18 protein-coding genes are annotated in these 18,211 nt (G+C 63.2%); 8 read left to right on the forward strand and 10 right to left on the reverse strand.

The genetic code is table 11. The annotated features are described in order from the left end of the window. Window positions 1–122: 122 nt before the first annotated feature. Together ACQ4V8_RS13415 and ACQ4V8_RS13420 are read right to left on the reverse strand one after the other, a co-directional pair. A complete protein-coding gene (locus ACQ4V8_RS13415; RefSeq protein WP_010397010.1) occupies window positions 123–527 on the reverse strand; it encodes a hypothetical protein in 405 nt (134 codons plus the stop codon). Window positions 528–611: 84 nt separating this feature from the next. Beyond that, complete coding sequence (locus ACQ4V8_RS13420) at window positions 612–839, reverse strand: hypothetical protein (RefSeq protein ID WP_010397012.1); 228 nt, start codon at window positions 837–839, stop codon at window positions 612–614. A gap of 21 nt (window positions 840–860) precedes the next feature. Between ACQ4V8_RS13420 and ACQ4V8_RS13425 the strand changes: the two genes are divergently transcribed. After that, window positions 861–1,016 carry a hypothetical protein gene (locus ACQ4V8_RS13425; protein ID WP_157998716.1) on the forward strand — a complete coding sequence of 52 codons (156 nt, stop codon included), beginning with the start codon at window positions 861–863 and terminating at the stop codon, window positions 1,014–1,016. Here ACQ4V8_RS13425 and ACQ4V8_RS13430 read toward each other — a convergent pair. From ACQ4V8_RS13430 to ACQ4V8_RS13460, 7 genes are all read right to left on the reverse strand, one after another. Continuing rightward, on the reverse strand, window positions 1,013–1,921 hold the full coding sequence (locus ACQ4V8_RS13430) for a LysR family transcriptional regulator (RefSeq protein WP_010397014.1): 909 nt from the start codon (window positions 1,919–1,921) through the stop codon (window positions 1,013–1,015). The genes ACQ4V8_RS13425 and ACQ4V8_RS13430 overlap by 4 nt on opposite strands. A gap of 198 nt (window positions 1,922–2,119) precedes the next feature. After that, window positions 2,120–2,647, reverse strand: coding sequence for a 4'-phosphopantetheinyl transferase family protein (locus ACQ4V8_RS13435; protein ID WP_128089317.1), 528 nt, complete (start codon window positions 2,645–2,647; stop codon window positions 2,120–2,122). Further along, complete coding sequence (locus ACQ4V8_RS13440; protein ID WP_070346987.1) at window positions 2,647–6,702, reverse strand: Pls/PosA family non-ribosomal peptide synthetase; 4,056 nt, start codon at window positions 6,700–6,702, stop codon at window positions 2,647–2,649. Before ACQ4V8_RS13440 ends, ACQ4V8_RS13435 begins: the two co-directional genes overlap by 1 nt. A 148-nt stretch (window positions 6,703–6,850) precedes the next feature. Continuing rightward, on the reverse strand, window positions 6,851–7,558 hold the full coding sequence (locus ACQ4V8_RS13445) for an anaerobic ribonucleoside-triphosphate reductase activating protein (protein WP_436571698.1): 708 nt from the start codon (window positions 7,556–7,558) through the stop codon (window positions 6,851–6,853). Further along, window positions 7,548–7,748 (reverse strand): anaerobic ribonucleoside-triphosphate reductase, encoded by a 201-nt coding sequence (gene nrdD / locus ACQ4V8_RS13450; protein ID WP_070346986.1) that lies wholly within the window; start codon window positions 7,746–7,748, stop codon window positions 7,548–7,550. The genes ACQ4V8_RS13445 and nrdD overlap by 11 nt, the downstream gene beginning before the upstream one ends. Next, window positions 7,745–9,493 carry a ribonucleoside triphosphate reductase gene (locus tag ACQ4V8_RS13455; protein WP_436571642.1) on the reverse strand — a complete coding sequence of 583 codons (1,749 nt, stop codon included), beginning with the start codon at window positions 9,491–9,493 and terminating at the stop codon, window positions 7,745–7,747. Before ACQ4V8_RS13455 ends, nrdD begins: the two co-directional genes overlap by 4 nt. Before the next feature lie 287 nt (window positions 9,494–9,780). Then, complete coding sequence (locus tag ACQ4V8_RS13460) at window positions 9,781–10,008, reverse strand: hypothetical protein (RefSeq protein WP_436571643.1); 228 nt, start codon at window positions 10,006–10,008, stop codon at window positions 9,781–9,783. A 160-nt stretch (window positions 10,009–10,168) separates the two neighbouring features. On the opposite strand from ACQ4V8_RS13460, the gene ubiU reads away from it, so the two are divergent. The 3 genes from ubiU to ubiT all read left to right on the forward strand — a co-directional run bounded on the left by ubiU (window position 10,169) and on the right by ubiT (window position 12,787). Further along, the gene (gene ubiU, locus ACQ4V8_RS13465) at window positions 10,169–11,206 is read left to right on the forward strand and encodes a ubiquinone anaerobic biosynthesis protein UbiU (RefSeq protein WP_436571644.1); all 1,038 of its coding nucleotides are present in this window, start codon (window positions 10,169–10,171) and stop codon (window positions 11,204–11,206) included. Between the two features lie 115 nt (window positions 11,207–11,321). Continuing rightward, the gene (gene ubiV, locus ACQ4V8_RS13470) at window positions 11,322–12,218 is read left to right on the forward strand and encodes a ubiquinone anaerobic biosynthesis protein UbiV (RefSeq protein WP_010397031.1); all 897 of its coding nucleotides are present in this window, start codon (window positions 11,322–11,324) and stop codon (window positions 12,216–12,218) included. Window positions 12,219–12,238: 20 nt separating this feature from the next. Beyond that, a complete protein-coding gene (ubiT, locus tag ACQ4V8_RS13475) occupies window positions 12,239–12,787 on the forward strand; it encodes a ubiquinone anaerobic biosynthesis accessory factor UbiT (protein WP_436571645.1) in 549 nt (182 codons plus the stop codon). Window positions 12,788–12,831: 44 nt separating this feature from the next. On the opposite strand, the gene ACQ4V8_RS13480 is transcribed toward ubiT, so the two are convergent. After that, window positions 12,832–13,095, reverse strand: coding sequence for a heavy-metal-associated domain-containing protein (locus ACQ4V8_RS13480; RefSeq protein ID WP_010397035.1), 264 nt, complete (start codon window positions 13,093–13,095; stop codon window positions 12,832–12,834). A 301-nt stretch (window positions 13,096–13,396) separates the two neighbouring features. On the opposite strand from ACQ4V8_RS13480, the gene ACQ4V8_RS13485 reads away from it, so the two are divergent. The 4 genes from ACQ4V8_RS13485 to ACQ4V8_RS13500 are packed head-to-tail and all read left to right on the forward strand — an operon-like array spanning window position 13,397 to window position 18,134. Further along, complete coding sequence (locus ACQ4V8_RS13485) at window positions 13,397–14,809, forward strand: TolC family protein (RefSeq protein ID WP_436571646.1); 1,413 nt, start codon at window positions 13,397–13,399, stop codon at window positions 14,807–14,809. Next, window positions 14,809–15,795, forward strand: a complete 987-nt coding sequence (locus ACQ4V8_RS13490; protein WP_436571647.1) for an HlyD family secretion protein — start codon at window positions 14,809–14,811, stop codon at window positions 15,793–15,795. Before ACQ4V8_RS13485 ends, ACQ4V8_RS13490 begins: the two co-directional genes overlap by 1 nt. Window positions 15,796–15,798: 3 nt before the next feature. Beyond that, entirely contained in the window at window positions 15,799–16,980 is a 1,182-nt protein-coding gene (locus ACQ4V8_RS13495) for an ABC transporter permease (protein WP_436571648.1), read from the forward strand. Beyond that, on the forward strand, window positions 16,977–18,134 hold the full coding sequence (locus tag ACQ4V8_RS13500) for an ABC transporter permease (RefSeq protein ID WP_070347045.1): 1,158 nt from the start codon (window positions 16,977–16,979) through the stop codon (window positions 18,132–18,134). The genes ACQ4V8_RS13495 and ACQ4V8_RS13500 overlap by 4 nt, the downstream gene beginning before the upstream one ends. The last annotated feature ends 77 nt before the right edge of the window (window positions 18,135–18,211 follow it).

Raw genomic sequence — 18,211 nt, forward strand, 5'->3', positions numbered from 1 at the left:
AGCTGATCATCGGCGCCATGATGCGCAAGCTGGTGCACGTGGCATTCGGCGTGCTCAGGTCAGGAAAAATATTTGATCCGACCTTGCACGCCGCTTGACGGGGATAACAGTATCTACTCGGCTCACACTGCGCCCAGCAAATCGTTTTCATTCAAGATCGCAAACGCGATTTGCGGATGCGCGGCCAGGCAGCGGCGCACCGCTGCCGGAATGGCGGCGCGCGTCTTGCGGCACAGGCCGGGCCGCTCCAGCAGGCGGATCTGGAAGCCGCGCACGGTGCGCACTTCGCCGCTGCCCGGCGTGATTTGTAATTCCACGCCCAAGTTGCTCTTCAACAGCAACTGCAGCTTTTGCAGCTGCGCATGGGTGGCGATGCCCTCGATGTGCGCCAGCAGGCGTTTTTCTTCCGTCAGGTTCAGGCGCAGGATGGCAAGGTCTGCCTGCGCATCGTCGAGCAGGCGCTGGCGTTCGCAGTCGCACAGCTGCGGCGGACACTCTTTGCGGACTTCAAAATCGACGCTACGCATGCGGGTGTTCCAGTGACATTCCAGTGATATTCCATAGGCGATGGCGGATGAATCAAGTATCGTCCGCCATTTGGCGCGTGTCAATCAGCGCGGGCTGACGATCAGGCGCCAGCGGATAGCACCTTGCTCGCTGCTGTGCTGGTGATGGTTTTGCGGCGGCATGACGTGGCCTTGCGTCGACACGATTTCATGCGCGCAGCCATCGCAGCGGTAAATGCCTGAATACGGTACGGCATCGCCTGGCGAGGTCAGTTCATCGAAGCGCGGGTGCATCGAGCGGGCCACGTAGCTGGGGTTTTTGTAGTCGGCCATGGTATCGCCTGGAAGTGGGTAATGGTCCATTCTGGCACACAATCGCGCGCGGCCTTGAGCGCGCGTCTTGGCGTGCTTGCCAGTCCGCGTCCCGTTTTCCTGGCCGGCAGCATCGATGCTGGCGCTGTGACGAAGGCGCTGCGCAATGTGGATGCGGCGCTGTACGCGCAAGCTTAAGCGACCGTTGTCAAGGCGTTCATCTCGCGCACGAACGCTTGCGTAAATGCAGCGACCATGCCGCTGGCCGCGCGCGGCGAGATCAGGCCCACGGCGCAATGCGATTGCTCATCGGGCAGTGCAATGAATCGCACGCCCGGCGGCGCCAGCAAACGCATGCTGTCGGGGACGATGGCGATGCCCATATCGGCCTCGATCAGGTTTAGCTGCGAGGTCTTGCGCGACAGGGCGCGCGCCGCCTTTGGAAAGAACCCCTGCGCCAGGCACAGGCTCGCCACCAGGTAGCTGAGGCCGCCGCGGTCCTTGTGCGGGATCGAGACGAACGCTTCGTCGCGCAGGGCGGCAATGGTCGTGCGCTCCAGTGTGGCCAGTTTTGAGGCCGCTGACACGGCCACCACCAGCTTTTCCGCATACAGTTCGTGCACGACGATATTTGCATGCTTGCGTAGGGTCGGTAGGCGCACCAGGCCCAGGTCGGCGCGGCCTTCCTCGATATCGGCTGCCTGGTTTTCCGACGAGCCCTTTGAGATATCCAGCGTAAGGCCTGGAAACTGCGCCAGCAGCCGGTTCAGCACCGCGCCTATGGCCGGCGTGAGGGTGACGGAGCTCGAATGGAGCAGGCGGATGATGCCTTGCGCGCCTTGCCCTACATGGCGGGTCTGGCGCACGGTTTCGTCGATCTCGTCGAGAATGCGTCTGGCGCGATCATAAAACACCTGTCCTGCCGGTGTGAGTTCGATATGGCGCGCGTCGCGCGTCAGCAGCAGCGCCTGCACCTCGTTTTCCAGTTCCTTGATTTGCCGGCTCAGGGCAGACTGCGCGATGTACAGTTTTTCCGCTGCGCGCGAGTAGCTGCCCGCATCGACGACTTCGACAAAATAGCGGAACTGTTTAAGGGAAATCAATCGTATGCCTTTTCGAGATCGGTGACTGCCGGATTTGATATTCGCTTTGCGCCGGCGTTCAGGCTACAGTGGATTGCTCTGCTGTCATTGCGAAGGAAAGATCATGCTGGAATTGCTCGGGGTGCTGGGATTACTCGTCAGTATTATCGCAAAACTGATTTTCGTCCAGATCGGCGCGGCGGGAAGTGACAAGGAAGATTAACAGGCCAGGCTTGCCACGTAGGGGGCTGGCACGGGTAAAGCCTGCAAACGGCACGAGGGCGTGGCTCCTTGCCACTCGGCCAGCTCTTGGCCGGAGTATTTGAGCGCCGCTTCGCGCGCCGTCCAAGCCCGTGCCAGCGCTGCCGGGCGCAGGGTGGCGGGGCAGGCGGCCAGTTCCTGCGCCACCTGCGGTCCCAGGTAATCGCGCGCCAGATTCGCCCAGTCGGCAATGTCCTGCACGCGCATCACGTCGATACCGACAGGGCCATGCAGATGGACGGCGGCCAGCGACAGTCCCTCGTCATGGCTGAACGACAGGCCCGCCGTGCGTCCTGCCAGCAGCAAACGGGAAGGGGCTCCTGGCGTTGACTCCACCGAGATCGCCTCGATGTCCATCTTTTGCCACCGCGCCGCCGCTGCGCGCACGGCGGCGCGGATGCGCTGGCGCGCTTCGGCGCGCGGCATGACGGCGGCGATGCCGATCACCAGCACGCCGTCGCCCGGCCAGAGCAGCGTTGAATCCATCAGCTGCGCAGGGGTGCGGCCGGGCAACCGGCCCAGTTGCTGCCAGCGGGGATGTGTTCGCCCTTCATCACCAGGGTCAAGGGACCCAGGCGCGCATTGTCGCCCACTTTGGCGCTGTACAGCACGGAGCTGCGCGGGCCCATGTAGACGCGCTCGCCGATTTCCACGTGGTCGATCTTCATCACGCGGTCTTCAAACAAATGCGTTTGTGGGCAGGTGAGGGCGTTCAATTCGCTGTAGTGGCCGATGTGCACGCAGTCGAATTCCGTGATGTCGGTCGTGTCCATGTAGACGCCACGGCCGATCTTGCAGCCGAACAGGCGGAAAGCCAGCGGCAGCCATGGCGTGCCGCGCAGGTAGCGCATGAAGTTGGGCACGGCGATGCCTTCATACAGGTTGGTCACGCCTTCTGAAATCCACACGAAGGGCGTCCACATGGGCGCCGCGTGCTTGCGGTAGCGTCCCAGCAGTAGCCATTTGAACAGCACCACGACCAGGAAATTGCCGATGCCATAGGCCAGGCCGGCGATGGTCAGGTCGCCCACCACTTCGCCCCAGCGTCCGGCGCCCGCAATCGGCATCACGTCCAGTACCAGGGTATAGCCGACGGCGATCACCACCGCGTGCGGCGCGACGATACGGAACGCTTCGATCAGGCTGCGGCCCAGGCGGCGCAGCATGGACGGCTTGAACGTCAGGTGTTCCGCATAGCCGGCGACCTGTTCGCGCGCGGGCAGGTGCATCGGAGGAGAACCGAGCCAGGTATCGCCGCTATGCATCTGCGCATTGCGCGGCGCATGCGTGTGCACGCCGATCAGCACGTGCTCGGGCAAGGTGGTGCCGTCCGGGATATAACTGCCGTTGCCAACAAAGCTGCGGTGCGAGATGACGGTGGGGCGCATGGTCATCCAGCCGCCATCGATCTGCTCGTCGCCCAGCATGACGGCGTCGGCGATGAAGGTATCGTCGCCCAGGGTCAGCATGTCGGGCACCACGCCCAGCGCCGTGGAAATCTCGGCGCCCTTGCCCACCTTGGCGCCCAGCAGGCGGTACCAGTACGGGGCGTACACGGTGGCGTAGATGCCGTGCAGCACATTCAGACTCGACTCCTGGATATGGCTGACCAGCCACTTGGCACAATAGATATTGCTGTGCACGGGCGAGCTGCCCGGCTTCAAACGGGGCAGCGCGCCCCAGCGGATGGCGGCCGACAGCAAGGCCGTCAGCACGATCAGCACGGCGCTGGCGGGGAAGGCCAGCAGGAAGTAGCGCGCCAGTTGGGTCGTCACGTCGCGTCCCTGCAACCACGGCATCATTTCGCGTTCGTCGAACCAGTCGATCAGCACGAAGCTGGGGAAGACAGGCATGAAGAACAGCACTGCGATCAAGACCATGCCAAAGCAGAAGAACAGGGTTTCGCCCGTCAGGCGCAGGCGCGAGACGGCGGGGCGCGGCGGCTGGCTGGCAGGATCGTAGGGCCCGATGTCGCGCGCGGGCGAACCCGTATAGATACGGCCGTCGGGCACGCAGGCGCCATCGGCCAGCGCTGATTGACCCTCCAGGTGGCCGAAGGCGCCCACCGTGGTATTGCCTTCCAAAATCGCATAGGAACTGATGCAGGCGTCGTCGCCGATGCGGATGCGGCCCAGCAGCAAGCGGCCCCGTTCGACGCGGGCGTTTTCAAAGTTGACGGCATTGCCCACGCTGACGTTGTCGCCGATATCGAGCAAGTCGGGCGCGCGCAGGGTCATCGAGCCGATGACCACTTCCTTGCCCACTTTCGCGCCCAGCGCGCGCAGCCACCAGCTGTTCAGCGACGAACCGCTGAGTAGATACGCGGGCGCCGATTCGACCAGGCGGTCGGCCAGCCACCAGCGGTAATACGTGACGCCCCATAGCGGATAGCTGCCCGGTTTCAGACGCCCGGCGATCAGCCACTTGCCGGCAATCGCAATGACAAATTCGGCCAAAGTCGCCAGCAGGAATACGCCGATGGAGGCGGCGATGGCGCGCGGCACGGTGTCTCCCGTGTCACCGGTGAAGAAGTGATAAGTGAAAAACGGTGCCATCCACTGCGCCATGCGCAAGGTGACCAGGCCCGGCACGGCTGCCGCCTGCGCCGCGCCGCAGATCCAGCGCTTCCATGTCGACGGCGGCGTCCAGTCCGCTTCCGGCGTGGCCAATGCGGGCACCTCATTGAGCGCGGCGGCGATCTTGCCGATTTGCCGGTTCTGGTAAATGTCGCGCACCGTCATGTGGGCGTAGGCCGGATCGGCGCGCAGGGCGGACGCCAGGCGGGCGGCCAGGAAGGAATGGCCACCGAGGTCGCTGAAGAAGTCCAGCTGGCGCAAAATTGCCTGGCCCGGGAAGAGCTTGGCCAGGGCCGCAAACAGGGCCACTTCGGCCGGTGTTTCCGGCGCGTCCGATGCACTCACTTCAGCTGTCGGCGGTGCGGACAATGGCATAGTTTTCAAGGCTTTGCGGTCGATTTTGCCGGAAGTGAGGCGCGGCATCAGCGCCAGCAGCTCGAAGCGGCCCGGCACCATATATGGCGGCAAATGCAGGTTCAAGGCCGCGCGCAGGGTTTTCGCCGCCAGCGCGTCGTCGGGGGCATCGTCGCTGCCGACGATGTAGGCCACCAGCTGGTCGATGCCATCATCCTTGCGCAGCAACACGGCCACCGTGCCCACGCCCGCCTGCTGCGCCAGCACGGCTTCGATTTCGCCCAGCTCCACGCGAAAGCCGCGTATTTTGACCTGGTCGTCGGCGCGGCCCAGGCACAGCACCTGGCCATCGGCATCGATGCGCGCTAGGTCGCCCGTGCGGTACAGGCGCGCGTCATCTGCGTTGGTCGCCCATGGATTGGGCAGAAATTTTTCCACTGTCAGGTCGGGCCGGCCCAGGTAACCCTCGGCCAGGCCGGGGCCGATGATGCACAGCTCTCCCGTTTCGCCGCGCGCCAGCAGGGCCAAGCGACGGTTTTCACCGGGCTCGGCCACCTGCAGCACCAGCAAGCCATAGTTGGGCAGCGGCGTGCCGATGGTGACGGGTTCGCCGGGGCGCAGGCGCGCCAGGCTGCACGATACGGTTGCCTCGGTGGGGCCGTAGGTATTGAACATGGCGCGGCCCGGGCGCGACCAGCGCTCGACCAAGGACTCGGGGCACATCTCGCCGCCCAGGTTGATCAAGCGCAAACTGGGCACGTCCTCGGCGAACAGGGCCAGCAATGTCGGCACGGCGTGCAGCACGGTGACCTTGTTTTCGGCCAGGGCGCGCGGCAAGGCTTCCGGGTCACCCGAGATATCCTTGGGCCCCAGCCACAGGGTGGCGCCCACCAGGTAGGCGATCCAGATTTCTTCGAAGGACATGTCGAAGGCGACGGAAAAGCCCTGGTAGACGGTGTCGGCTTGCGTCACTTCCAGCACGGCGTTTTCGCTGCGCAGGAAGTGGCAGATGCTGCGCTGATTGATCAATATGCCCTTGGGCTTGCCCGTCGAGCCGGACGTGTAGATCACATAGGCCGGGTGTTCGGGCAGGACGCTGCCGCGCGTGGGCAGATGTTCGCCCGGCATGATGGGCGCCAGCAGGCTTTCCGCCGTCCACACGGGACGCTGGACGCCAGCATCAAACAGGCGCGGCGCGAACTGCGCGCAGCTGATGACGCCAACGCCATTGGCATCGTCCAGGCATACTTGCAGGCGCTCGACTGGCGTGTCTTCGTCGACGGGCAGCCAGGCGGCGCCCGCCTTGGCGATGGCCGCCTGCATCAGCAGCAAATGGGGGCCGCGCGGCAGCCACAGGCCCACGATGTCGCCGGGCTTGACGCCAGCGGTCACCAGGCGCGACGCGGCCAGGCCGGCCTGTGCATCGAGTTCGGCGTAGCTGATGCGGCGCTCGCCGGCGATCAGGGCGATCTGTGCGGGGCAGCGGCGGGCCGTCGCCTCGAGCAGGTCGGCCAGCACTTCCTCGCGCAGCAGATCCGGTCGCGGCGGGCCGTACAGAATGTCGGCGTGGGTGGAAGGGATGCCTGGCTGGACTGCGGTGAACTCGTTCATGGATGACGCTTATCTGTGATGCGGTGTAAAGAATCTGACGCGCTACGCGTGGTGCGCAGCACAGTTGATACCTTACAGTACGCCAGGCATTTTGGTGTTGTGTAAAGCATAATTTTGCCGGACTTTGCAAAATTATGTGCTTATCGGCTCAACTGCCATGATGACGGAATGTAAATCGCGCAAACATGGCGCCGATGTGCGCCAAAGTGCTCGCCGCCGGATAGCCGTGCAGGGGGCGGCTGGCCAGCGACGCGTCCGCACAGCCTTCGGCGCGAAACTGCTGCAGCACGTAGTTGTCGACGCCTCTGGCGGCCAGGGTGGTGGCCAGGGCCAGCAACTGTGCATCGGGCAGCAAGTCCGGGTGGGCGGTGGTGCGGCATTCGTAAGCGACGCCGCTGGCAAGGATGGCGTCCAGGCAGGCGCGCGCCGGATCACCGCTGCCCGCTACGCCCGTCACAAGACGATAGTGGGCAAACGGCGTCTTGATGTCGAAGCCCACCCAATCGAGCAGGGGCAGCACTTCCTGCAGGCGCTGCGGATAAATGCAGGCCGTGTGCAGGCCGATGTTGAAACCGAGCGCCTTGACGTCACGCATGGCGCGCGCCAGGCCCGGGTCCATGCACGCTTCGCCGCCGCTGAAGACGACGGCGTCGAGCAGGCCGACGCGGCGGCGCAGCCAAGCCAGCACGTCGCGCCAGGACATGGCGCCCTCGGGCGTGCGCCGCTGCAAATGGGGATTGTGGCAATAGCGGCAACGCCAGGGGCAGCCCTGCACGAAGACCACGGCCGCCAGCTTGCCCGGATAGTCGGTGGCGGAAAAGGGCGTGAGGCCCCCCACTTTCAGTTCAACTGCCATCGCGGGCGGGCTGGTCAAGCCGGGCGCTTGCTTGCGTAAAATACTGGCGCTCATGGAATTCGCCCTGCTTGCCGATGTTGAACGAGGCGACGGGGCGGTGATAGCCCATCACCCGGGTCCAGATTTCGCAGCGCTGGCGTTCGCTGTCGAGCAGGCTGATGGCGGGAGTGAAGTCGGGACGTGTATTCATGGCGTTTCCTCGAGTGATGCAGCAGGGTGGGCTTGCTTGCGGGCGATCAGCTCCGCGTCGCAGGTGGGGCAGAATGTATGTTTGCCGGCCAGGTAGCCGTGGCGTGGGCAGATGGAAAACGTGGGCGTGAGCGTGATGTAGGGCAGCGAAAAGCGGCTCAGGGCGCGCTTTACCAGCTCGCGGCAGGCGTTGGCGTCCGAGAGCGCTTCCGTCATGTACAGGTGCAGTACCGTGCCGCCCGTATATTTGCGCTGCAGTGTGTCCTGCATGGCCAAAGCCTCGAACGGGTCGTCCGTGTAGCCCACGGGCAGCTGCGACGAGTTCGTGTAATACGGCTGCTCGGGCGTGCCCGCCTGCACGATGGCCGGATAGCGTTTGCGGTCTTCGCGGGCAAAGCGGTACGTGGTGCCCTCGGCCGGTGTCGCTTCCAGGTTGTACATGTGGCCCGTCTCTTCCTGGAATGCCACCATGCGGGCGCGCACATGGTCGAGCAGGCGTACGGCCAGCGCATGGCCTTGCGGCGTCGTGATGTCATACGCGTCGCTGCTGAAATTGCGGATCATCTCGTTGATGCCATTGACCCCCAGCGTGGAAAAGTGGTTGCGCAGGGTGCCCAGGTAGCGCTGCGTGTAGGGGAACAAGCCTTGCTGCATCAGGTCCTCGATGGTGCGGCGCTTGATTTCCAGGCTGACTTTGCCCAGTTCCAGCAGGCGGTCCAGGTCAGCCAGCAGCGCCACTTCATCGCCGCGCCACAGGTGGCCCAGGCGCGCGCAGTTGATGGTCACCACGCCCAGGGAACCGGTCTGCTCGGCGGAGCCGAACAGGCCATTGCCCCGCTTAAGCAGCTCGCGCAAGTCCAGTTGCAATCGGCAGCACATGGAGCGGATCATGTTCGGCTTGAGTTCCGAATTGATGAAATTCTGGAAGTAGGGCAAGCCGTAGCGTGCCGTCATCTCGAACAGCCGTTCGGCATTCTCGCTATGCCAGTCGAAGTCCTCGGTAATGTTATAGGTGGGGATGGGAAAGGTGAAGACGCGGCCCTTGGCGTCGCCCGCCATCATGATCTCGATATACGCGCGGTTGATCATGTCCATCTCCGCCTGCAGCTCGCCATAGCTGAAGTCCATCTCCTGGCCGGCGATGACGGGAATCTGCTGGCGCAGGTCGTCCGGGCAAACCCAGTCAAAAGTGAGGTTGGTAAACGGCGTCTGCGTGCCCCAGCGCGATGGCACGTTGAGGTTGAAGATCAGCTCCTGCATGCATTGGCGCACGTCTTCGTAGCGCAGGCTGTCCTTGCGGATGTAGGGCGCCATATAGGTGTCGAAGGAGCTGAACGCCTGCGCGCCGGCCCATTCGTTTTGCAGGGTGCCGAGGAAATTGACGATCTGGCCGACAGCGCTCGACATGTGTTTCGGCGGGCCTGACTCAACTTTTCCTGGTACACCGTTCAAGCCTTCATGCAGCAGTGTACGCAGCGACCAGCCGGCGCAATAGCCGGCCAGCATGTCGAGGTCGTGGATGTGCAGCGCCGCTTCGCGGTGCGCCGCGCCCACTTCCGGCGGATACACCTGGTCCAGCCAGTAGTTGGCGATGACCTTGCCCGACACATTGAGGATCAGGCCACCGAGGGAGTATCCCTGGTTAGCGTTGGCGTTGACGCGCCAGTCGCGCCGCTCCAGGTATTCATTGATGGACGCGGCGACATCGACCTGGCCGCGTGTGGGGGAAACTGCATTTGTCACCATGGAACCTCCAATAAACACAACATACGGTGTTTTTTGAAGACTATCGACTAAATGTAGTGATGTCAAAGGTGGCGTGCAAGCGCTGTGCGTATCCTTGATCCAGGTGAAAAAACCACCTCAGGCGGTAATGCCGTTCAGTTAAGGATTTTGGCGTGATTTATGAGCGCCAGTAAATTCGCTAACCCCAGAGGCAAAGAGCTGGGGTCGGACCCTCAGGGTCCGACCCCTGTCCTGGTTCTTGGGCTAAAAATAGCATCACTAACACACTAACTGAACGGCATTACGCCTCAGGCGGTTTTGTTCCAGCGCGTTTCGCGCAGGACCAGCCAGCTCGCGCAAAAGAAGGCGGCGATGCTGGTGACAGAGGTGGGCAGCACCCGGGCGCAGATTTCCAGCGGCGTATAGGTGCTCCAGCTGGCCATGCGCGCCTCGAAGATGGCGACCTGCTGCAACTGCGGCCGTTGGCGGCGCGCGAACACGGTCAGCAGGAAAATCAGCAGCGCTTTGCGGGGCATGGTGGGCCTTCAAACAGGAGGAAAGATGGGCATTTTACAGCCAGGTCAAGCAAGTTGAAGGTGCGCCAGCCATGCATGTATTCCTTCACCTGCATCAACGACTGGGCAGCATGGGCGGGGCTATAGTGTGCACCTGAGCCGATACAGGACTGAGAACAGCATGATGCTTGAAGCAACCACCGCCCCCTGCGTAGCCGGACCATTGGAACTGGTTTGCCCTGCCGGCAGCTTGCCCGCCCTGAAAGCGGCCGTCGATAATGGCGCCGACACCGTTTATCTGGGCTTTCGCGACGCCACCAATGCGCGCAATTTCGCCGGCCTCAACTTCGACGAGAAGGCCATCGCCGAGGGGGTGCGCTACGCCCACCAGTACGGACGCAAGGTGCTGCTGGCACTAAATACCTATCCGCAGGCGCATAACTGGGCCGTGTGGCGCAGCGCCATCGACCGCGCCGCCGCGTCGGGCATCGACGCCATAATCGTCGCCGATCCAGGTCTGATGGCCTACGCCGCCCAGCACCAGCCGCAGCTGCGCCTGCACCTGTCGGTGCAGGGCTCGGCCACGAATTATGAAGCCATCAACTTCTATCACGAACACTTCGGCATCTCCCGCGCCGTGCTGCCGCGCGTGCTGTCGATGGCGCAGGTGGAACAACTGATCAGCAAGACCGCGGTGGAGATCGAGGTGTTCGGCTTCGGCAGCTTGTGCGTCATGGTCGAAGGGCGCTGCGCACTGTCGTCGTATGCGACGGGCGAGGCGCCGAACACCCACGGCGTATGCTCGCCAGCGAAGGCCGTGCGCTGGCTGGAAACACCGAACGGTCTGGAGTCGCGCTTGAACGGCGTGCTGATCGAGCGCTACGCACCGGCTGAAAACGCCAGCTATCCGACTCTGTGCAAGGGGCGTTTCGACGTCAATGGCGAAGTGTATTACGCGATCGAGGAGCCGGCCAGCTTGAATACCCTGGCGCTGCTGCCGCAACTGATCGCCATGGGCGTGCGTGCCGTGAAAATCGAAGGGCGCCAGCGCAGTCCCGCCTACGTGGCGCAGGTGACGCGCGTGTGGCGTGAAGCGATTGACGCCTGCCGAGAAGGTCATCCGCGCTACGCCGTCAAGCCGGCCTGGATGGCGGCCATGGACAAGCTGGCCGAGGGTCAGCAGCACACTCTGGGCGCTTACCATCGCTCCTGGAAATAGCAAAACCTGCCGCGCATCCCGGGGCGCGGCCCCGTGCTCAAGCACGGCTGCGCTTCTCGGCCTCGCTGCGAGCCGCTCGCTACGGTTTTGTAACTTAAAAGATACTGGAAAAGGCATGCTGAAACTCTCTTTGGGCCCTTTGCTGTACTACTGGCCGCGCGCCACCGTCTTCGAGTTTTACCAACAGATCGCCGGCAGCGCCGTCGATATCGTGTATCTGGGCGAAACCGTATGCTCGCGCAGGCACGAGCTGCGCCTGGCCGACTGGCTCGATATCGCCGACATGCTTGCTGCAAGCGGCAAGGAAGTGGTGTTGTCGACGCAAGCGCTGATCGAGGCGGGCAGCGAACTGGCGATCCTGCGCCGCATCACGGGCAATGGCCGCTATGCGGTCGAGGCGAATGACATGGGCGCTGTGCACTGCATGCAAAAGGATGTCTCCTTTGTCGCTGGCCCTCACCTGAACCTGTTCAATGGCCCCAGCCTGCAACTGCTGGCGCGCTTGGGTGCGCGGCGCTGGGTGATGCCGCTGGAAATGGGACGGGTGGCACTGGCCGAGATGCAGCGCCAGAAACCGCAAGGGCTGGAGACGGAAGTATTCGCCTACGGCCGCATGCCGCTGGCGTTTTCCGCGCGCTGCTTCACGGCGCGTAACCGCAACCTGCCGAAGGACGATTGCGGTTATAGCTGCCTGGAAGAGCCGGACGGGCTGCTGCTGCGCACGCGCGATGAGGTGCCATTCCTCGTGCTCAATGGCACGCAGACGCAGTCGGCGCTGGTCTATAACCTGGTGCGCGAACTCGACGTCATGCGCGACATGGGCGTGGCGGTGGTGCGCATCAGCCCACAGGCCATGCATACGCAACAAGTCATCGCCATTTTCGACCGGGCGCGCCGCGGCCAGGTCAGCGGCGTCGGCGCCCAGGCCCAGCTGGCTGCCTGCCAGCCGGCCGCCGCCTGCGACGGCTATTGGCACGGTCAGCCCGGCATGGAACTACACGCCGCTCATTGAACGCATCGAAAGGAAGCACCATGCAAGATCAACTGGAAAGGTTGCCGGTCCCGGTTCCGGTCCCTGCCAAGCCCGTGACGAGCAAGCCTGCCGCCGCGTACCCCGCGTACCGGCTGCCCGAACCGCTGGCCGAATTGCTGTCCAAGCTACCGCCGTATCCCGCCTCCTGGCTGTTCGTGCAAGGGTTGAATCGCTTGCTGGCACCGCAATTGCCCGACGACGTGCGGCGCAGCCTGGAAGGGCGCAGCCTGCGCCTGCGCTTGCTCGATGCGGGCATCGCCTTCGATTTCGAGTGGCAGGGCACAGTGTTCGTGGCCGAACGTTATGCCGACGTGCCGCACTTGTGCATCGCCGCCAGCGTGCATGACCTGATGCTGCTGGCACGGCGCCAGGAAGATCCGGACACCCTGTTCTTCAGCCGTCGCTTGAGCCTGGAAGGCGATACCGAACTGGGCCTGCTGTTCAAGAACACGCTCGACGCCATCGCGCTGCCGCCGTTCGACTTGCAGGCGCTGAAACCGCGCCGCGTGCTGGCGTATCTGTGCGACCTGGCGGCACGGGAAGGCTGAGCGTAGAAGGGGGCAGGCGCGCGCAGAAAGGCTGGACTCGGCGTTCAGTGACGGCATTGGCCGCAGGCGCCGCTGCAGGACGGCAGTTGTTTCTCATCGGAGGCCTCGGCCATGAAGCCGGCGTCATTAATGGCCACCAGCAGGCGTTCTTGCGTGGCTTGCCGTTCGTCAAATTGTACCGTGGCGCCTTGGCGCGCCAGCGAGACGCACACGGTGGCCACGCCCGTGACCGCTTCGAGCGCGCCCGTCAGCCTGTCGGCGCAGCCTTCGTGATCCATACCAATAATATTCAAGCGCGCTGTCTGCATGGCTTCCTCTTGTTTTTAAATAAATAAACAGCGTAGGCGAGGACTGCACATGCCGTCCAGAGCCGCACGCAAGATTTATAATCTTTTTGCGTTTTTATTGAGCTTGATTAATTGACGCCTTCTCGCGCAGCCTGAAAAATATTGCCTTTTATGCACGCTTGCGCTACTCGATGCGATTTGCGTGCCAGCCACATCAGGCAATAGTGCAGGCTGCAATAGACATCCGTGGATATAATTGTTATTGTGAAAGTATAAACATGGCAAGCCCGTGCTTTCCCCTCATTCACTGACTGGACGCTACATGGGTATATTGCAAGGGCATTTATTATTATTGCTGGCCAGCGCGCTGGGTGCGGCGATGCCCGCGCAGGCACAGCTGCCAGCGGGCGCACCGTTGAGCTTTGACGAAGCGCTGCAGCAAGCAGCAAAGGTTTCGGGCACCGTGCAGGGCGCGGCGCTCGACGTGCGCGCGAAAACATTAAAGGCCGAAGCGCTGTCCAATATCGACGGCCCCTCCGTCGATTTGACGGCATTTCGCGGTCGCTTGTCGACGGACTTCAATATTGATACCAGCGGCTTGGTGGGCGGCATCGAAGCGGTGCTGCCGCCAATGCCCGGCTTGCCCACGCCGCATATCCCCAATTCCCTCAACCGCGCAGTGGTGACGGATCTGACCTCGTTCGGCTTGCTGGGCATGTGGCCCATCTACACTGGCGGGCGCCTCGATGCCGTCAAGGGCCTCGCTTCCAGCCAGACGCTGGCCGCGCAAGCGGAGCGCACGGAAGCGGAAGAACAGTTGGCCACCCTGGTGGCGCAGCGCTATTTCCAGTTGCTGCTGGCCAAGCGGGTGGTGGCCGTGCGGGCCGAAGTGACGGTCGGCGTGACGCAACACCAGCGTGACGCGGCCAGGCTGGAAAAGGGCGGCCTGATTTCGCGCGCGCAACGCCTGCGCGCCGACGTGGCCTTGGACAGCGCTCGCAGCGATGAAGCGCAGGCGCGCAGCGACGCGGAAATCGCGCAAGTAGCGCTAGCCCGTTTGCTCGCCGTCAACACGCTAGTGCGGCCCAGTACGCCGTTGTTCGTCAACAGCTTGCCGGTCGGGAGCTTGCAATCGTTCATTAGCACGGGCATGCGCGAAAATGCGAACTGGAAAAAAATCGACAGCAAGCGCGTGCAGGCTGAGCAAGCCTTGAAGCTGCACGGCAAGGAGTACGCGCCCACCGTGTTTGCCATCGGTAACTACAATCTAAATCGCGGCCAGATGGTGCGCTCGAACTGGGCCATCGGCCTGGCCGTATCCGTGCCGCTGGTGCACCGCATCAATACGGGCAAGATGACCGCCGCCGCCAAGCTCGACCAGGAGCGGGTGGAAGTGGTGGCGCGCCAGGCCGAGCGCGACATTCCCACCCTGATCGAGAAAAACTGGCGCGCGCTGGAAAACGCGCGTATCCAATACCTGTCCACGGCCTCGTCGGTGGAGCTGGCGCGCGAAAATATCCGTTTGCAAACAGTAGCGTTCCAACAAGGACAAGTGACGTCGCTGGAAGTGGTCGACGCGCGCCTGAACCTGGCCAAGGTGGAAACTCAACGCGCGCAGACGGCCTATCACTATGTGATGGGGCTGGCGCAATTGCTCGAAGCGACGGGCGAGACGCAGCGCCTGGGCAGCCTGGCCGCCGCGGCCGATATCCAATTACCTGTGGACAAAGAATAATGAGTACCTCCAAAAAACCATGGGCCTTCGGCACCGCCGCCCTCCTCATTCTCATCCTGGCCTTCGTGGGCTGGGGGCTGTACCAGGCTTTCCAGCCGCAGCGCCTGCCTTTGCAGGGGCAGATGGATGCGCAGGAAGTCAATGTCTCGTCGAAAGTGCCGGGCAGGGTGGGCGAACTGTATGTCACGCTGGGCCAGACGGTGCCGAAAGGCGAACTGCTGTTTCAGCTGACGAGCCCGGAAGTCGATGCGAAGATCGCGCAAGCGACGGCCGCCACGCAGGCAGCCGACGCCGTGGCAAAGAAGGCGCAAGCGGGTGCGCGTCCCGAGGAAGTGCGCGCCGCCAAAGCCAACTGGGAGCGGGCGCAAACGGGGGCGACCATCGCCAAGACTACCTTTAGCCGCGTCAGCAATATGTTCGAGCAAGGCGTGATCGCCGAGCAGAAACGTGACGAGGCGCAGGCGCAATGGCGCGCCGCCGACCAGCTGGCGCAAGCGGCACGCGCGCAATATGACATGGCGCAACAGGGTGCCCGTGCGGAAGACAAGACGGCCGCTGCCGCCCAGGCGCGCCAGGTGGGGGCGGTGCTGACGGAAGCGCAAATCGCGCTGGCGGAAACGAAGATCGCCGCACCGGTGGCCGGGCAAGTGAGCAAGATCCAGATACAGCCGGGCGAACTGGCGCCGCAAGGTTTTCCTGTCATCACCTTGGTGAACCTGGACGATGCCTGGGCCGTGCTGCAGGTGCGCGAAGATGACATGGCGGCGTTTGCCATGGGCAGCACGCATGCGGCCAGCGTGCCAGCCTTGCAGCAGCAAGTCAGTTTCAACGTCAGCTCGGTGGCCGTGCTGCCCGATTTTGCCACCTGGCGCGCTGCCCGTCCGGGCGGTACGGACTTGCGCACCTTCGAGATACGCTTGCGTCCCGCCATCAAGGTCGAGGGCTTGCGTCCGGGCATGTCGGTCGTGTTTCCCCCGCTCCGATAGCCGATGAGCGAGCCTGACAAAGAGCGGCCGACGGCGCTGGCACGCGAATGGGGACGCTTGCGCGGCGACTTCTGGGATGTCGGCATGCTCAGCTGGATTCCCGTGTTGCTATGCGCCATCTTGTGGTTGGTGTTTTCTGCCGGCATCGCGCGCGACTTGCCCATCGTCGTCATCGATAACGATAACTCTGCCTTGTCGCGCCAGCTCACGCGCTGGCTCGACGCTTCGCCCGGCATTGAAGTCACGGCGAAAGTGGCGTCCAGCGATGAAGCCCTGCACCGCCTGCGCGAACGCACGGCGTTCGGCTATCTGCTGATCCCGAATGATTTTGAACAGAAATTGCTGGGTGGCCGCCAAGCCACCGTACAGTGGTTGTACAACGCGCAGTTTTCCTCGCACGCGGGCGCCTTGCTGCGTGATGTGCGCACGGTCAGCACGACCTTGTCAGCCGGCATCGAGATGACGGCGAGGATGAAAAAGGGCATGTCGCCCGTACAGGCGGCGGCCCAGTTCGAACCGATACGCACCACGCTGAATAGTTTGTACAATGAAAATGTCAGCTATGAAGCGTTTTTGACCCTGGCCCTGATGCCAGCGATGCTGCAGATTTTCATCGTCGTCGCCGTCGTCACCTCCATCGGACGCGAGTTGCGCGACGCCACGGTGCCGCAATGGCTGGCCTCGGCCAACGGTAGCTGGCTGGGCGCCGTCGGCGCCAAGCTGCTGTTTCCCCTCATCGCCTACAGCGCGCTGGCGCTGCTGTACTTGCTATTTTTCAGCCTGGCGCGGGACTGGGCCGTAGCGGGCAGCTTGCCGGCCTTGCTGCTGAGCATGTTGTTGCTGGTGCTCGCCTATTGCGCCCTGGCGACCCTGCTGATAGCGGCCACCTTGTCCCTGCGTCTGGCCCTGTCGGGCGCGGCCTTCATCACGGCACCGGCTTTCGCGTTTGCGGGCCAGGCCTTTCCCTTGATGGCCATGCCGGCGCCGGCTCGTGCCTGGGCGCAAGCGTTGCCGCTCACGCATTATCTGCAGCTGCAAACGAAGTACTGGCTGGCCGGCGCGCCGTGGCGCTATGGGGTGCAGGAAATGCTGATACTGGCCGCTATCACCATCGGCTGCGGCGTGCTGGGTGTATTTCTGCTGGCGCGTCGCGCCAATAGCCCGCAAGCATGGGGGCGCACATGAGTAGCTGCTGGTCAGCCTTTCTTGCCACCTGGCGCGCCATGCTGACGGACAAGGGCGCGCTGACGTTGCTGTTTGTCGGCGGCATTATTTACTCTTTCTTCTATCCGCTGCCATACGCGACGGAAATCGTCCAGCGCGTGCCCGTGGTGATCGTCGACCAGGACCGCAGCGCCATGTCGCGCCAGTTGACGCGCTTTGCCATGGCCCATCCGTCGCTGCAGGTGCTGGCCGTCACGCCGGAATTGCCCATCGCGCAAGATTTATTGTGGAGCGACAAGGTCATGGGCGTGTTGATCCTGCCCGATGGCTTGCAGGCAGACGTGCTGGCCGGCCGCACCGCCCACGCGCAGGTGGCCGGCAATGGCTTGTATTTGATGCTCAACAAGGTCGCCTTGAACGGCCTGGCCGAAGTGGTGGGGACCGTGTCGGCCGGTATAGAGCTCAAGCGTTTGGGCGCGGGCACACCGTCCGCCATCGAGGCCAAGCAGCAGCGCTCGCCCATCGTCTTGGCCGCCGTGCCCCTGTTTAACGTCAAGGAAGGTTATGGTGCCTATGTCGTGCCCGGTGTAGCGACATTGATCGTGCAGCAAACCTTGCTGATCGGCATGACCATGCTGTTCGGCACCTGGTTTCAGCACCAGCGTTTTCCCCTCGCGGGCCGACGCACGGCAGGCGGCTACGCAGGCATGCTGCTGGCGTTTGCCTGCGTGGCATTCATCAACTGCTGCTATTTCTTCGGTTTCGTTTTCTGGTTCCAGGATTACCCGCGCGGCGGCAACTTCGGCGGCATGCTCTTGCTGCTGGTGCTGTTCTCGCTGGCGCAAGCGGCTTTCGGCATGCTGCTGGGCATGCTGTTTCGCACGCGCGAACGGGGTACGCAGTTGATGATCGCCACCTCGATGCCCGTGCTATTCCTGGCCGGCCTGACCTGGCCCGTCTCGTCCATGCCCATGGTGCTGCAATGGCTGCGCTGGCTGCTGCCATCGACGGCCGGCATCCAGGGCTTTGTCGCGCTCAATCAAATGGGCGCCTCGCTGTATGACATCGGCCATGAAGTGGCCGGCTTGCTGTGCTTGCTGGTGGCATGCGTGGCGCTGGGCTGGTGGCGCTGGCGCAAGCAGGAGGAAGCCGTTGTTGATTTGAACAAGGCGTAGTGGGAACGATATGCAATAATTTCGTTTCCACATTAAATAACAACGCCTGACAAAACCGTAGCGAGCGGAAGGGAGTT

This window comes from Janthinobacterium paucivorans, from assembly GCF_051380805.1.
GTDB classification, from domain to species: domain Bacteria; phylum Pseudomonadota; class Gammaproteobacteria; order Burkholderiales; family Burkholderiaceae_D; genus Janthinobacterium; species Janthinobacterium lividum_D.

What these genes read in the sequence shown, in the direction of transcription:
- ubiV (WP_010397031.1), top strand. Translation starts at nt 11,322, where the DNA reads ATGCTGAAACTCTCTTTGGGCCCTTTGCTGTACTACTGGCCGCGCGCC.
- nrdD (WP_070346986.1), bottom strand. Translation starts at nt 7,748, where the DNA reads ATGAATACACGTCCCGACTTCACTCCCGCCATCAGCCTGCTCGACAGC.
- ubiT (WP_436571645.1), top strand. Translation starts at nt 12,239, where the DNA reads ATGCAAGATCAACTGGAAAGGTTGCCGGTCCCGGTTCCGGTCCCTGCC.
- ACQ4V8_RS13415 (WP_010397010.1), bottom strand. Translation starts at nt 527, where the DNA reads ATGCGTAGCGTCGATTTTGAAGTCCGCAAAGAGTGTCCGCCGCAGCTG.
- ACQ4V8_RS13420 (WP_010397012.1), bottom strand. Translation starts at nt 839, where the DNA reads ATGGCCGACTACAAAAACCCCAGCTACGTGGCCCGCTCGATGCACCCG.
- ACQ4V8_RS13460 (WP_436571643.1), bottom strand. Translation starts at nt 10,008, where the DNA reads ATGCCCCGCAAAGCGCTGCTGATTTTCCTGCTGACCGTGTTCGCGCGC.
- ACQ4V8_RS13490 (WP_436571647.1), top strand. Translation starts at nt 14,809, where the DNA reads ATGAGTACCTCCAAAAAACCATGGGCCTTCGGCACCGCCGCCCTCCTC.
- ACQ4V8_RS13500 (WP_070347045.1), top strand. Translation starts at nt 16,977, where the DNA reads ATGAGTAGCTGCTGGTCAGCCTTTCTTGCCACCTGGCGCGCCATGCTG.
- ACQ4V8_RS13440 (WP_070346987.1), bottom strand. Translation starts at nt 6,702, where the DNA reads ATGAACGAGTTCACCGCAGTCCAGCCAGGCATCCCTTCCACCCACGCC.
- ubiU (WP_436571644.1), top strand. Translation starts at nt 10,169, where the DNA reads ATGATGCTTGAAGCAACCACCGCCCCCTGCGTAGCCGGACCATTGGAA.
- ACQ4V8_RS13485 (WP_436571646.1), top strand. Translation starts at nt 13,397, where the DNA reads ATGGGTATATTGCAAGGGCATTTATTATTATTGCTGGCCAGCGCGCTG.
- ACQ4V8_RS13455 (WP_436571642.1), bottom strand. Translation starts at nt 9,493, where the DNA reads ATGGTGACAAATGCAGTTTCCCCCACACGCGGCCAGGTCGATGTCGCC.
- ACQ4V8_RS13480 (WP_010397035.1), bottom strand. Translation starts at nt 13,095, where the DNA reads ATGCAGACAGCGCGCTTGAATATTATTGGTATGGATCACGAAGGCTGC.
- ACQ4V8_RS13495 (WP_436571648.1), top strand. Translation starts at nt 15,799, where the DNA reads ATGAGCGAGCCTGACAAAGAGCGGCCGACGGCGCTGGCACGCGAATGG.
- ACQ4V8_RS13435 (WP_128089317.1), bottom strand. Translation starts at nt 2,647, where the DNA reads ATGGATTCAACGCTGCTCTGGCCGGGCGACGGCGTGCTGGTGATCGGC.
- ACQ4V8_RS13425 (WP_157998716.1), top strand. Translation starts at nt 861, where the DNA reads ATGGTCCATTCTGGCACACAATCGCGCGCGGCCTTGAGCGCGCGTCTT.
- ACQ4V8_RS13445 (WP_436571698.1), bottom strand. Translation starts at nt 7,558, where the DNA reads ATGGCAGTTGAACTGAAAGTGGGGGGCCTCACGCCCTTTTCCGCCACC.